This is a genomic window from Pusillibacter faecalis (genome assembly GCF_018408705.1).
In the GTDB taxonomy this organism is placed as follows: domain Bacteria; phylum Bacillota; class Clostridia; order Oscillospirales; family Oscillospiraceae; genus Oscillibacter; species Oscillibacter faecalis.
Genome location: NZ_AP023420.1, coordinates 1,493,865 through 1,506,973, shown reverse-complemented (window position 1 = coordinate 1,506,973; position 13,109 = coordinate 1,493,865). Strand labels below are relative to the sequence as shown.

Below are 13,109 nucleotides of genomic sequence, written 5' to 3'. Positions count from 1 at the left end.
GCCCCAGCGAGGTGACAACAACATGCCAAACGAAGACCTTCTCTTGCGGCAGATGCCCCACTCCCTGGAGGGGGAGCAGGCCGTCCTTGGCTCTATGCTGATTGACGAGCGCTGCGTCAAAGACGTGATGGACAAGCTGCGCCCGGCCGACTTCTATCTCCGGCAGAACCGGGAGATTTTTGAGACCATTTACTCCATGTTCGCCTACGCCAAGCCCATTGACGGCATCACCGTCTGCGAGGAGATGCAAAAGGCCGGCACCTATGACGACCAAACCACCCGCTCGTACCTGGCCCAGCTGATGGAGATCACCCCCACCAGCGCCAACGTGATGGAGTATGTGGCCATTGTCCGGGACAAGGCGCTTCTCCGGGGCGTTGCCCAGGCTGCGGCGGAGATCACCGCCCTGGTGCAGGAGGGTGTGGGCGAGGCCGGAGACATCCTGGAGGCGGCGGAGCAGAAGGTCTACGCCATCCGCCGGGGCCAGAGCGCCCAGGACATGGTGCCCCTGCGGCAGGTGCTGCCGGACGTGCTGGACCGCCTGAGCGAGATGAGCGAGAGCGAGGACCACCTGCCGGGCCTGTCCACGGGCCTGTCCGCTGTGGACCAGAAGATCACGGGCCTCAACAAGTCCGACCTCATTTTGCTGGCGGCCCGGCCCGGCATGGGCAAGACCTCCTTCGCGCTGAACATCGCGCTGAACGTGGCCCGGAGCGCTCAGAAAACCGTGGCGGTCTTTTCCCTGGAAATGTCTCGGGAACAGCTGGCCACCCGGCTTTTAAGCTCCGAGGCTCTGGTGGAAAACACGCGGCTGAAAACCGGCAGCCTGCGGGAGACGGACTGGGAGAAAATCGCCGGCGCGGCCACGGTTCTCAACCGGATGGACATCCGGATCGACGACAACCCCATGCTCTCCGTGGCGGATATGAACGCCAAGTGCCGCCGGATCGACTCCCTGGGCCTGGTGGTTATCGACTATTTGCAGCTGATGACCTCCGCCGGAGGCTCCGGCCGGGGCGGGGAGAACCGCCAGCAGGTGGTCTCCGACATGTCCCGGATGCTGAAGATCATGGCAAAGGAATTGAACGTCCCCGTGATCTGCCTCAGCCAGCTCAGCCGTGCCAACGAAAAGCGGGACGACAAGCGGCCCATGCTCTCAGACCTGCGGGAATCCGGCGCCATTGAGCAGGACGCGGACATCGTTCTCTTTTTGTACCGGGACGACTATTATAATGAGGACTCGGAAAAGCACAACATTGCCGAGTGCATCGTGGCGAAGAACCGCCACGGCGAGACCGGCAAGGTGGAGCTGCGGTGGATGCCCGAATATACCACATTTTCCACCTTAGATACCAGATATGACGACGAATGACCTGCTCTCCCGGGCGCCCAGGTGGGTGCTGCCGGGGCGGGGGAGGACGGTGCTGTGCGCCGTGTCCGGGGGCCTGGACTCCATGTGCCTGCTGGACCTGCTGGACCGGTGGTGCCGGGAGCGGGAGGGGGCTGTGATTGCCGCCCACTTCAACCATCAGCTTCGGGGGGCGGAGTCCGACCGGGACGAGGCCTTTGTCCGGGACTGGTGCCGGGAGCGGGAAATCCCCTTTGCAGCCGGCTCCGCCGACGTGCGCGCCCTGGCCGCAGAGGAGAAGCTCTCCCTGGAGGAGGCCGCCCGGAACGCCCGGTATGCCTATTTGCGGCGGGAGGCGGAGCGTCTGGGCGGCGTCCGCATCTACACCGCCCACCACGCCGACGACAACGCGGAGACCATGCTTTTAAACCTGGTCCGGGGGACCGGCCTTGCCGGCCTCGCGGGGATGCCCATGAGTCAAAACGGCATCTTCCGCCCCCTGCTGCAGGTGCGGCGGGAAGAGCTGCAGGCCTACGCCGCCGCCCACGGCATCCCCCACGTGGAGGACGCCACCAATCAAGACCCGGGCGCCGCGGCCCGAAACTTTCTGCGGCTGAACGTGATGCCCCTGCTCCGGGAGCTGAACCCAAGGGCGGTGGAGCACATGAGCGCCGCGGCGGACCAGCTGCGCATCGCGGAGCGGTCCCTGGAGGAGGAGGCCCGCCGCCGCACCGCCCATGTGGAGGTGCAGGAGGGGCGGGTGACGCTCTCGCTGCGGGCGCTGGGGGAGGCCCCGGACGCCGTGCGGCCCCGGATGCTGCTGCGGCTTTTTGACCTGCTGGGCGTTGGGCGCAGAGACATCGGCGCCGTTCACCTGCGGGCCATGATGACGATGGCCCGGAATACCGCCTGGAGCAAGGAGGGCCGGCTGGATCTGCCCCACGGGGTCACCGCCCGGTACTGCCGGGGGTGGCTCCTCCTGGAGACCCGGCCCCAGCCCCTGAGCGAGGTGCAGCCGCTGCCCGGGCAGTCCTTCCGCTGGGGGGACTACACCCTGACGCTGCTGGATCTCCCCAGCGGGGAGGGCCTTGCCCTGCGGCCGCCTGCGGCCGGGGAGGTCCTCACCGTGGCCCCGGTGATTGCCGGGGAACGGCTGGCTCTGCCGGGGAGCCGCGGAAGCCGCAGCGTGAAGCGGCTGTGCCTGGACCGGGGGATTTCCCTCCGCCAGCGGGACCGGCTTCCCGCCGTGTATGTGGGCGGGCGCCTGGCGGCTGTGTGGCGGCTGGGCGTGGACATGGAATTTCTGCCGGGAGGCGTCCCCTGCCGGTTTATTCAAATCAGAGAGAACAAAGAGGGAGGGCATCCATGAAAAGCGAGATGGAGCAGGACCTTTTCAAGGTCCTGGTGACGGAGGAGCAGCTCAAACGCCGCATCGCGGAGCTGGGCGGCGCGCTCTATGAACGGTTTGCGGGAAAAAATCCGCTGTTCCTGGGGGTTCTGAAGGGCTCCTTTGTCTTTATGGCGGACCTGGTCCGGGCCTGCCAGCTCAAAAGCGATGTGGAGTTCATCGCCGTCAGCTCCTATGAAAATGCCACCGTCTCCTCCGGGCGGGTCCACATCAACCATGACATTCAGCAGGATATCTCCGGGCGGCACCTGATCATTGTGGAGGATATTCTGGACTCCGGCAACACCCTGGCCTTCCTGAAGGACTATTTTCTGACCAAGGGCGCCGCCTCCATCACCATCGTGACGCTGCTCGACAAGCCCGCCCGCCGCACCAAGGCGGTCACTGCGGACCTTGTGGGCTTCACGGTGCCGGACGAGTTCGTGGTGGGCTACGGCCTGGATTATGCCCAGGCCTACCGCAACATTCCCTATATCGGCGTTTTGAAGCCGGAGGTCTACGCCGGCCAGTAAGGCCGCCCCGGCGCGAAAGCGCATCGCCAGATCCCTCACGCGTAATCTCGAAACGGCCCCTTCCGGTGCGGACAAAGGGCGCGGGAAAGGCGTGGAGGTCTCGGCGCATCCGTTTCAGCCGCGCGGCGGCTTCATGAAACTGTCCCTGAAGGAGGGTCTCTTTTGTCAAGACAACATCGTGCATCCAACCTTACCTTCCTGCTGCTGGCACTGGTCATTTTCCTGTGCATGAACTGGATCTGGCGATTGAACCGGCAGTCGGAGGAATTGGTCTATTCCGAAGTGGTCCAGCTCTTTGAGCAGGAGAAGGTCTCTTCCTTCTCCTTTTCCGACGGCAATACCCTCACGCTGACGCTGCGGGATCAGCCGGAGGGACAGGTCCAGTACCACATCTACGATTTTTCTCTCTTTTACAGCGACCTCAACGACCTGGTCCGGGACCAGAAGGCCAGGGGGGTCATCACCTCCTACAACTATCCCCCGCCGGAGACCACCAACTGGCTGGAGCTGCTCCTGCCCTGGATTCTCACGGCGCTGGTGCTGGGGGCCCTCTTCTACTTCATGGTGGTCCGCACCCAGGGCGGCGGCATGGGGCCGGACCGGATGGCCAAATTCGGCGCCGCCCGGACCCGGATGCTCTCGGACCAGGATAAGAAAGTCACCTTTGACGATGTGGCCGGCGCCGACGAGGAGAAGGAGGAGCTCCAGGAGATTGTGGAGTTCCTCAAGGACCCCAAGCAGTTCATCTCCCTGGGGGCGCGGATTCCCAAGGGCGTGCTGCTGGTGGGCCCTCCGGGCACCGGCAAGACGCTGCTTGCCAAGGCCGTGGCGGGGGAGGCCGGCGTGGGCTTCCTCTCCATCTCCGGCTCGGACTTTGTGGAGCTGTATGTGGGCGTGGGCGCCAGCCGGGTCCGGGACCTCTTTGAGCAGGCGAAAAAGAACTCTCCCGCCATCGTATTCATTGATGAGATCGACGCCGTGGGCCGTCAGCGGGGCACCGGTCTTGGCGGCGGGCACGACGAGCGGGAGCAGACCCTCAACCAGCTGCTGGTGGAGATGGACGGCTTTGCCTCCAACGAGGGGGTGGTGGTCCTGGCCGCCACCAACCGCGCGGATGTGCTGGACCCCGCCCTCCTGCGGCCCGGCCGCTTTGACCGGCAGATCTATGTGGGATTGCCGGACATCAAGGGCCGGGAGGAGATTTTGAAGGTCCATGCCAAGGGCAAGCCTCTGGCGGAGGATGTGGACCTGAGGAAGCTGGCCCAGGGAACTGCCGGCTTCACCGGCGCGGACCTGGAAAACCTCATCAACGAGGGGGCGCTGCTGGCGGGGCGCAAGCACCAGCGCTTCATCACCATGGAGGACTTGCAGGCCGCGGAGATCAAGGTCATCGCCGGACCGGAGAAGCACAGCCGGGTGATTCCGGAGCACGAGCGGCGGCTCACCGCCTGGCACGAGGCGGGCCACGCCGTGGTGATGCACGCCCTGCCCGATCAGGACCCGGTGAGCCAGATCACCATCGTCCCCCGGGGACGGGCCGGCGGCATGACCATCTCGCTGCCGGAGGAGGACCGCTCCTATCTCTCCAAGCGGTATATGGAGGATCAGATCACGGCCCTGCTGGGGGGCCGGGTGGCGGAGAAGCTGTGCCTGGGAGATATCTCCACTGGCGCCAGCAACGACATTCAGCGGGCCTCGGCCATCGCCCGGAAGATGGTGGCCAGCTACGGCATGAGCGAGCGCCTTGGCACCGTGGCCTTTGACTCCGGCCACGACGAGGTGTTCATCGGCCGGACCATGACCCAGGGCCGCAGCTATTCCGAATCCGTGGCGGCTCAGATCGACGAGGAGGTAAAAGCCCTGGTGGGCCGCGCCTACCAGCGCTGTGAGGCCATTCTCACCGAGCGGCGGGAGCAGCTGGACGCGGTGGCCGCGTATCTCCTGGACCACGAGACCATGGGACGGGAGGCGTTTTTGGCCGTGGTGGAGCCCGGGGCGGCAGATTGATTTTGTGGGGACGGCAGATGCCGTCCCCTCGGCGCTTCTATCTGGAAATCCGCGGCGCTCCGATCTCCCCGGCAGCCGCAGGGCTTTCCCGGCGCCCCTCTCAATGCCTGTTGACAGGCTGTAGGATGGCTGCCGCCATTTCCCTGTTCAGCAAAATCACGAAAATCCCTGTACGCCGGACGGAAACAGCTTCCAGATGGAAACTGCTTCCACAGCGGCATTTGTCTATCTCCCGCGGACAAATTTTAGGAAATTTCTGAATTCACCTTATAAAAAGCATGGAATCCGGAAAATCTTTCTGTGAAATATTCATCTTGCCAAATTACGTAAAACCACGTAAAATGTTTCCTACATAAGGGACAACTGTCTGTCCCAGTCAAACAGGAGGATTGATGAACATGAAAAAGTTTTGGGCACTCATGCTGTCTCTGGCCATGGCGCTGAGCCTTGCGGCCTGCGGCGGCGATTCCGGCAGCTCTGACGGCGACGCCGCCAACGACGCCGAGGGTTCTGGCGACAAGGTGGTGCGCATCGGCGTGTTCGAGCCCGCCACCGGCGACTCCGGCCCTGGCGGCAAGCAGGAGATGCTGGGCATGCAGTACGCCAATCAGGAGACTCCCACCGTGGACATCGGCGGCGAGACCTATACGGTGGAGCTGGTCTACGCCGACAACGGCTCCGACTCCTCCAAGGCTATCACCGCCGCCAGCGAGCTGGTGAGCAAGGACGTCTCCCTGGTGCTGGGCTCCTATGGCTCGGGCGTCTCCATCGCCGCCGGCCCCACCTTTGACGAGGCCGGCCTTGCCGCCATCGGCGTGACCTGCACCAACCCCCAGGTGACTGCCGGCAACGACTACTACTTCCGCATCTGCTTCCTGGACCCCTTCCAGGGCACGGTCCTTGCAAACTTCGCGCAGGAGAAGTTCTCCGCTAAGAAGGCGTATCTCCTGGGCGAGCTGGGCAACGAGTATGATCAGGGCCTGATCACCTACTTCGAGCAGGCCTTTGACGGCGAGGTGGTCAAGGACTCCTTCCCCACCAACACCTCCGACTTCACCACCTATCTCAACAAGGCCAAGAGCGAGGGCTGCGACGTGATTTTCTGCCCCGTCTCCATCGCCTACTCCACCCAGATCGTGAAGCTGGCCGCCTCCATGGGCCTGGAGACCCCCATCCTGGGCTCCGACACCCTGGACAGCAACATGGTGCTGGAGGCCGCGGCCGGCTCCAACGTGCAGCTCTACGTCTCCACCTTCTACCAGGAGGGCGGCTCTCCGGAGTTCGACGAGGGCATCAAGGCCTGGCTGAATGAGGACGCCACCGCCATGACCAACAACGGCGGCAACGACACCATCGCCGCCGTCACCGCCATGGGCTACGACGTCTACTATGTGGCGCTGGAGGCCCTGAAGGCCGCCGGCTCCACGGACCCCGCCGCTGTGAAGGCCGCTCTGCCCTCTGTCACCTATACCGGCGTCTCCGGCGAGATCGCCTTTGACGACCAGGGCGACGCCATCCGCGACACCGCCTATATCAAGACCGCGGACAACGCAAACGCGGCCTGGACTCTGGAAACGGTGCAGACCGTCGGCTGATTCCTGACGAGCATGTACGTCTGGCGGAGGGACGTTCCTCCGCCAGACGCGCTTTCCCAGGGCCGCCTCGAAAGCGGCCGACGTTCTCCGGCCCTTTTCGCGACGGTCCCAAGCTGTAAACTGATTTGAAAGAAAGGGGAGGGTTTTCTGTGCAATACGGCCTTTCCATCCTGCTCTCGGGCATCTCTCTGGGCGGACAATACGCCCTGATCGCTATTGGCTATACGCTGGTATACGGCATTTTGCGCCTGATCAACTTCGCCCACGGCGACGTATTTATGGCCGCGGGCCTGATCATGGTCTATCTCAGCGCCAGCCTGCCGCTGCCCGTCGCCCTGCCGCTGATGGTGGTGCTGGTGGTGGCCCTGGGCTTTTTCATCGAGCGGTGCGCCTATAAGCCCCTGCGCTCCGCCCCCCGGATGAGCGTGATGATCTCCGCCATCGGCGTGAGCTATCTTCTGCAAAACTTCGCCACCTATATCACCGGCGGCCTTCCTCAGATGTACCCGGCCATCCCCGGGCTTTCCAGCCAGGTGACGATTGCCGGCGTCTCCACCAAATGGGTGACGGTGGTCACGCCGGTGCTGGTGGTGGTGCTGGTGGTGGCGCTGACCCAGCTCATCAACCACACCAAGATCGGCATGGCCATGCGGGCCGCGTCCCGGGACTTTGAGACCGCCCAGCTCATGGGTATCAAGATCAACAGCGTGATTTCCTTCACGTTCATCATCGGCTCGTTCCTGGCAGCGGTGGGGTCCCTGCTCTACTTCACCAACTACCAGTCCATCGTGCCCCTCTCCGGCGCGCTGCCGGGCCTCAGGGCGTTCGTGGCGGCGGTGTTCGGCGGCATCGGGTCCATCCCCGGCGCGGTGGTGGGCGCCTTTTTGATCGGCATCTCCGAGAGCGTTATCAAGGGCTCCAGCTGGTCCGTCTTCTCCGACGCCTTCACCTTTGCCCTGCTGATCGTGATTCTGGTGGTGAAGCCCACCGGCCTCTTCGGTGAGAAGATCACCGACAAAGTGTAAGGGAGGGGTAACTGTGCAGAAGAAACAAAAGCGGAGCACCTGGGTCATCCTCCTTTGCGCCGCGGCGCTGCTGGCGCTGGTGATCCTTCTGGAAAACACCATGAAGCCCACCCACATGCTCTTCACCGTGCTGAAAAAGGGCGCGGTCTATGCGGTGGTGGCCTCCTCCATGAACCTGCTCAACGGCTTTACGGGCCTTTTCTCCCTGGGCCAGGCGGGCTTCATGCTGCTGGGCGCCTACACCTACGCGATTTTAACGATTCCCACAGCGGCCCGGGAGAGCGTCTACTATATCTACCAGGGCTCCGCCGTGAACTTCTCCCTGCCGGAGCTCTTCGGCGGCGGCGCGGCGGGACTGGTGCTGGGCGTGCTGGCGGCGCTGGTGCTGGCGGGCTTCGTGGCCGCCGTCGTTGCGTGGCTGATCGGCCTGCCGGTGCTGCGGCTCAAGTCCGATTATCTCGCCATTGCCACGCTGGGCTTTGGTGAAATTGTCCGGGCCATTCTCCAGTGGGACAAATTGGGCCCCGTCACCAACGGCGCCAACGCCCTCAAGAGCTTTCCCACCTTCTCCAGCTTCAACATTGAGCTGCCGGGCTTCTCCCTGCGGCTTTCCACCTTCGTGCCGTTCCTGCTGGGGGCGGTGTGCATCGGCGTGATTCTGCTGCTCATCAACTCCACCTACGGCCGGGCCTTCAAGGCCGTGCGGGACGACGAGGTGGCGGCGGAGGCCATGGGCATCAATCTCTCCCGCCACAAGCGGCTGGCGTTTTGCATCAGCTCCTTCTTCGCCGGGGTGGGCGGCGGCATGTTCGCCATGTTCGCCAACCAGGCCCAGGCCAAGACCTTTACCACCGCCATGACCTATGAAATTCTGTTGATTGTGGTCATCGGCGGCATTGGCTCCATCTCCGGCAGCTGCATCGCGGCATTTTTGTATGTGGCCGCCAGCGAGTGGTGGCTGCGGTTCCTGGACACCAGCGTGACCTTCACCTCCCCCACAGACCCCCGGCGGATTGCTTTCATCGCTGTGTTTTCCGTGGTGGTGCTGGGCGGCGGGCTGCTTCTCATCCTGCGGGAGCAGCGCCATGAGAAAAAACGGTGGAAACAGATCGCGGCGGCCGTGGTGGCCCTGGCCCTGATGGGGTGGCTGATCTCGTACCTCATGAGCGGGTCCATGGCCATGCCCTTCCTGCGCAACGGCTTCCGGATGGTGGCCTTCTCCCTGGTGATCATGATTGTGGTGCTGTTCTTCCGCCAGGGTCTCATGGGCGACAAGGAGCTGCCGGACCTGTTCAAGCGCCGTCGGAAGGAGGCTCACCAATGAGCGAGCAAGTGCTGAAGATTGAAAACGTCACCATGCAGTTCGGCGGCGTGGTGGCGGTGGATAACCTGAACCTGGAGATCAACCAGGGGGAGATCGTGGCCCTGATCGGTCCCAACGGCGCGGGCAAGACCACGGCGTTCAACGTGGTCACCGGCGTGTACCAGCCCTCCAACGGGGCGGTGTGGTTCCAGGAGAAGAAGATCATTGAGAACTATCCCCAGGGCAAGATGAAAAAGCTCTACAAGGGCCAGCACGCGGGGGAGTACACCCACGCCCTCTCTCCCACGCCGGACAAAATCACCCAGATGGGCATGGCCCGCACGTTCCAGAATATCCGGCTTTGGAAGTCCCAGACGGTGTTTGACAACGTGCTGATTGCCAAGCACTGCCGCAGCACCAGCAACGTCTTCTCCGCCGCCTTCCGGCTGAACTATAAGGAGGAGGCCGCCCAGCGCCGCCATGTGGAGGAGCTGTTGGAGATTGTGGGCCTTGCGGATGTGAAGGACGATCTTGCAACGTCCCTTCCCTACGGCAAGCAGCGCCGGCTGGAGATTGCCCGGGCGCTGGCCACAAATCCGCGGCTTTTGCTGCTGGATGAGCCGGCAGCGGGCATGAACCCCCAGGAGACCGACGAGCTGACGGCCTTCATTGGGGAGATCCGGGACCAGTTCCACCTGACGGTCTTTTTGATCGAGCACCACATGAATCTGGTCATGGGGATTTCCGACCGCATCTATGTGCTGGACTTCGGCGAGCTGATCGCCCAGGGGACCCCGGCGGAGATTCAGAACAATCAGCGCGTGATCGACGCGTATCTGGGGGTGGCGGAGGATGCTTAAGATTGAACATCTGCAGGTGGCCTACGGCGGCATCCAGGCCCTGCGGGGCATCTCTCTGGAGGTGCCGGACGGTAAAATCGTGACGCTGATCGGCGCCAACGGCGCGGGCAAGTCCACCACCCTGCGGACCATCACGGGCCTGGTGAAGGCCCAGTCCGGCTCCATTCAGTGGAACGGCGAGGAGCTGTTGGGCAAGTCCATCGACCGGATCATCAGCGCCGGCATTGCCCTGAGCCCCGAGGGGCGGCGGGTGTTTGCCGACATGACGGTGCTGGAAAACCTGAAAATTGGCGCGTATTTGCGCCGTGACAAGGCAGAGGTTGAAAAGGACGTGGAGTGGGTATACACCCTCTTTCCACGGCTGCAGGAGCGGAGCTGGCAGCTGGCGGGCACGCTCTCCGGCGGCGAGCAGCAGATGCTGGCCGTGGGCCGGGCACTGATGAGCCGTCCGAAGCTGATGATGCTGGATGAGCCGTCCCTGGGCCTTGCGCCCCTGGTGGTGCAGGATATCTTCAAGATCATCCAGGAGATCAACCGCCAGGGCGTGACGGTGCTGCTGGTGGAGCAGAACGCCAACATGGCCCTGAAGATCGCGGACCTTGCGTACGTGCTGGAGACGGGCAATATCACCATGCGGGGCACCGGCGCGGAGCTGCTGGCGGACGAGCGGGTGAAAGAGGCGTACCTGGGCAAAAACGGATAAAAAGAGAGAGGCAGATGCCTCTCTCTTTTTTTAGAAGCTGGGCGCTTCGCTCTTCGGCCCGGAGACCGGAAACATGGTGTCCAAGACCTCCTGTTCGCGGATGCCTCCCAGGTAGTTTTGCAGGGGGAGCCCTCTCAGCGCCTGCGCCACATCCGCGCGCTGGAAAAGACGCCCCCGCAGCGCCGCCTCCAGGGGCGCTGGCGGGCACAGGGACAGAAAATCCCCGTAGAAGCGCGCCGCGGTGATCCGCCCGTTTTCTGCCTGAACCCGGACTTCCAAAAGCCCGCCGTCCCATCTATGACGGTTGGCAAAGGAAAACCGGGGCGTCCGGCCGAAGGTCCACTCCCAGGCGTCGTACTTCTCCGCTTTCAATCGGAGTACCTGCTGGTGTTCCGCTTCCGTCAGGCTGCCGCTCTGGAGCGCCTCCCCGCCCAGGGAACCCTTCAGATACTCCCAGAAGTCGGGCAGCGTCATATCCGTCCGCAGAAATTCCCGGATATTCCCCACGCGGGAGCGCACAGACTTCGTGCTCTTGGATTGAAATTTGGAGGCGTCCACCCGCAGCGCCCCGGCGATCATCTCCGGGTCGGAGTCAAACAGCAGCGTACCATGATGCAGAATTCTCTTTCCCAAAAGTCTCTGGGCCGTGCCGGAAACCTTGCGCCCCTCCACCAGAATATCGTTGCGCCCGGATGCCTCCGCGGCCATTCCCAGCCCCCGCAGCGCTTCCACCACCGGCCTGGTAAATTGTTGATAGGTGATGGCCCCGGCGTTTTCCACATCCGTCATCCAGGAATAGTTCAAATTTCCAAGATCGTGGTATACCGCGCCTCCGCCGGTCATTCTGCGCACCACCCGAATTCCGTGGGCTTCCACAAAGGCGTGGTTGATCTCCTCCTCGGCGTTCTGGTTCTGCCCGATCACAACCGCGTGGTCATTCTGCCACAGGAGAAGGGTATTTCCCTCTCTGCGGTTTTGCAGGACAACCTCCTCAAACGCCAGGTTATAAGCCGGGTCCGTACTCCCTGTCTCCAGATAAAGCGTATCTGCTGCCATAGTGCCTCCCTCTGCCGCCAGCGGGCTCTCGCCTTTCTGTCAGAAATCCGTCAGCTCCGCGGGCCGTTTTTCCAGGAAGGCCGTCATTCCCTCCCGCTTGTCGTGGGTGGAAAAGGTGAAGCCAAAGGCGTCCGCCTCCATTTTCAGCCCGTTGCTCAAATCCATGTCCTGGCCGGCGTTGATGACGCTCTTGGCAAGGCTCACCGCATAGCTGCCCTTGCTGAGAATCTTTTCCGCCGTCTTGCGGCAGGCGTCCATCAGCTCCCCGGCCGGAACCACCTGGTTGGCAAGGCCGATCCGATATGCCTCCTGCGCATCAATCCGGTCACAGGTGAAGATCAGCTCCTTGGCCCGTCCCTTGCCGATCAGCCTGGCCAGCCGCTGGGTGCCGCCAAAGCCGGGGATGATGCCAAGGCCGCACTCCGGCTGGCCGAACACGGCGTTGTCCGCGGCAATGCGAATGTCGCAGCTCATGCTGATTTCGCACCCGCCGCCCAGCGCGTAGCCGTTGACCGCGGCAATCGTCACCTGGGGCATATTCTCCAGCTTGTTGAACGTCTCCATGGCCAAAAGGGCCATCGCGCGGCCCTCGGCGGGGGTGGCGTCCACCATCTCAGAGATGTCCGCGCCGGCCACAAAGGCCTTGCCGCCGGCGCCAGTGAGGATCACAACCCGCACATCCTTTCGCTCTTCCAGACCGGCAAAGCACTCCCTCAGCTCGGTCAGCGTCTGTGTGTTCAGGGCGTTGAGAGCCTTGGGACGGTTGATGGTCACAGTTGCAATCTGGTCAAAAACCTCTAAAGTCACACAATTCATGGAAAACTCCTCCTGTTGTCTGCTGATCAATTCTTCCATGGGTCTCTCTCGGCGCCGGGCCTCCGGCGGCCGAGACGAGGCTCAGGGCATGGTTCTCCTCTCCTGCCGGGCGAGGGCCTGTTTCAGCTCCGTGACAAAGCGGCCGTGAAACCAGCAGTCAAAATAGCAGACCCTGGTCATGATCTCCCGGTCCATCCAGATCACAGTAGACGGGACCTGTGCGGTCAGACACCTCCCGCCTCCAGCCGCCGAAAGCCCAAAGAGCTCTCCCGGCCGGACCGCTTCTCCGTCTGCCGTGTGGAGCCTGCCGGAGAGGAGATAGCCCAGCCTGCCGCGGCTCTCCCGCCGCTCTCCGGCTCCAAGGTTCTCCGCCTCCATGTCAAAGCAGGCTTCAAACGTCTCAAAGCCCTCCTCCGGGAGCCAGGCAAACAGCGGATGCTCCCGCATCTCCTTGGTTGGAAGACGCATGCCCGCCC

12 protein-coding genes are annotated in these 13,109 nt (G+C 63.2%); 9 read left to right on the top strand and 3 right to left on the bottom strand.

The genetic code is table 11. The features are described from left to right. Positions 1 to 22: 22 nt before the first annotated feature. The 9 genes from dnaB (at position 23) to KJS55_RS07585 (ending at position 10,761) form a co-directional block, all read left to right on the top strand. Entirely contained in the window at positions 23 to 1,372 is a 1,350-nt protein-coding gene (gene dnaB, locus KJS55_RS07625) for a replicative DNA helicase (RefSeq protein WP_187030200.1), read from the top strand. Next, positions 1,359 to 2,717, top strand: a complete 1,359-nt coding sequence (gene tilS, locus KJS55_RS07620) for a tRNA lysidine(34) synthetase TilS (RefSeq protein WP_213543046.1) — start codon at positions 1,359 to 1,361, stop codon at positions 2,715 to 2,717. The genes dnaB and tilS overlap by 14 nt, the downstream gene beginning before the upstream one ends. After that, positions 2,714 to 3,268, top strand: coding sequence for a hypoxanthine phosphoribosyltransferase (gene hpt, locus KJS55_RS07615; RefSeq protein ID WP_187030198.1), 555 nt, complete (start codon positions 2,714 to 2,716; stop codon positions 3,266 to 3,268). The genes tilS and hpt overlap by 4 nt, the downstream gene beginning before the upstream one ends. A gap of 162 nt (positions 3,269 to 3,430) precedes the next feature. Continuing rightward, positions 3,431 to 5,275, top strand: coding sequence for an ATP-dependent zinc metalloprotease FtsH (gene ftsH, locus KJS55_RS07610; protein ID WP_213543045.1), 1,845 nt, complete (start codon positions 3,431 to 3,433; stop codon positions 5,273 to 5,275). A gap of 398 nt (positions 5,276 to 5,673) precedes the next feature. After that, positions 5,674 to 6,870, top strand: coding sequence for an ABC transporter substrate-binding protein (locus tag KJS55_RS07605; RefSeq protein WP_187030196.1), 1,197 nt, complete (start codon positions 5,674 to 5,676; stop codon positions 6,868 to 6,870). Between the two features lie 149 nt (positions 6,871 to 7,019). Beyond that, a complete protein-coding gene (locus KJS55_RS07600; protein WP_187030195.1) occupies positions 7,020 to 7,895 on the top strand; it encodes a branched-chain amino acid ABC transporter permease in 876 nt (291 codons plus the stop codon). Positions 7,896 to 7,908: 13 nt separating this feature from the next. After that, a complete protein-coding gene (locus KJS55_RS07595; RefSeq protein WP_228300486.1) occupies positions 7,909 to 9,219 on the top strand; it encodes a branched-chain amino acid ABC transporter permease in 1,311 nt (436 codons plus the stop codon). Beyond that, on the top strand, positions 9,216 to 10,058 hold the full coding sequence (locus KJS55_RS07590; protein WP_187030194.1) for an ABC transporter ATP-binding protein: 843 nt from the start codon (positions 9,216 to 9,218) through the stop codon (positions 10,056 to 10,058). Before KJS55_RS07595 ends, KJS55_RS07590 begins: the two co-directional genes overlap by 4 nt. Next, complete coding sequence (locus tag KJS55_RS07585; protein WP_187030193.1) at positions 10,051 to 10,761, top strand: ABC transporter ATP-binding protein; 711 nt, start codon at positions 10,051 to 10,053, stop codon at positions 10,759 to 10,761. The genes KJS55_RS07590 and KJS55_RS07585 overlap by 8 nt, the downstream gene beginning before the upstream one ends. Before the next feature lie 30 nt (positions 10,762 to 10,791). Here the strand turns inward: KJS55_RS07585 and lplA are convergent, their stop codons facing one another. The 3 genes from lplA to KJS55_RS07570 all read right to left on the bottom strand — a co-directional run bounded on the left by lplA (position 10,792) and on the right by KJS55_RS07570 (position 13,101). Continuing rightward, positions 10,792 to 11,817: a lipoate--protein ligase gene (lplA, locus tag KJS55_RS07580; RefSeq protein WP_213543044.1), complete on the bottom strand. Its 1,026-nt coding sequence runs from the start codon at positions 11,815 to 11,817 to the stop codon at positions 10,792 to 10,794. A 39-nt stretch (positions 11,818 to 11,856) separates the two neighbouring features. After that, positions 11,857 to 12,633, bottom strand: coding sequence for an enoyl-CoA hydratase-related protein (locus KJS55_RS07575; RefSeq protein WP_187030191.1), 777 nt, complete (start codon positions 12,631 to 12,633; stop codon positions 11,857 to 11,859). A gap of 81 nt (positions 12,634 to 12,714) precedes the next feature. Next, positions 12,715 to 13,101: a hypothetical protein gene (locus tag KJS55_RS07570; protein WP_213543043.1), complete on the bottom strand. Its 387-nt coding sequence runs from the start codon at positions 13,099 to 13,101 to the stop codon at positions 12,715 to 12,717. Positions 13,102 to 13,109: the final 8 nt, after the last annotated feature.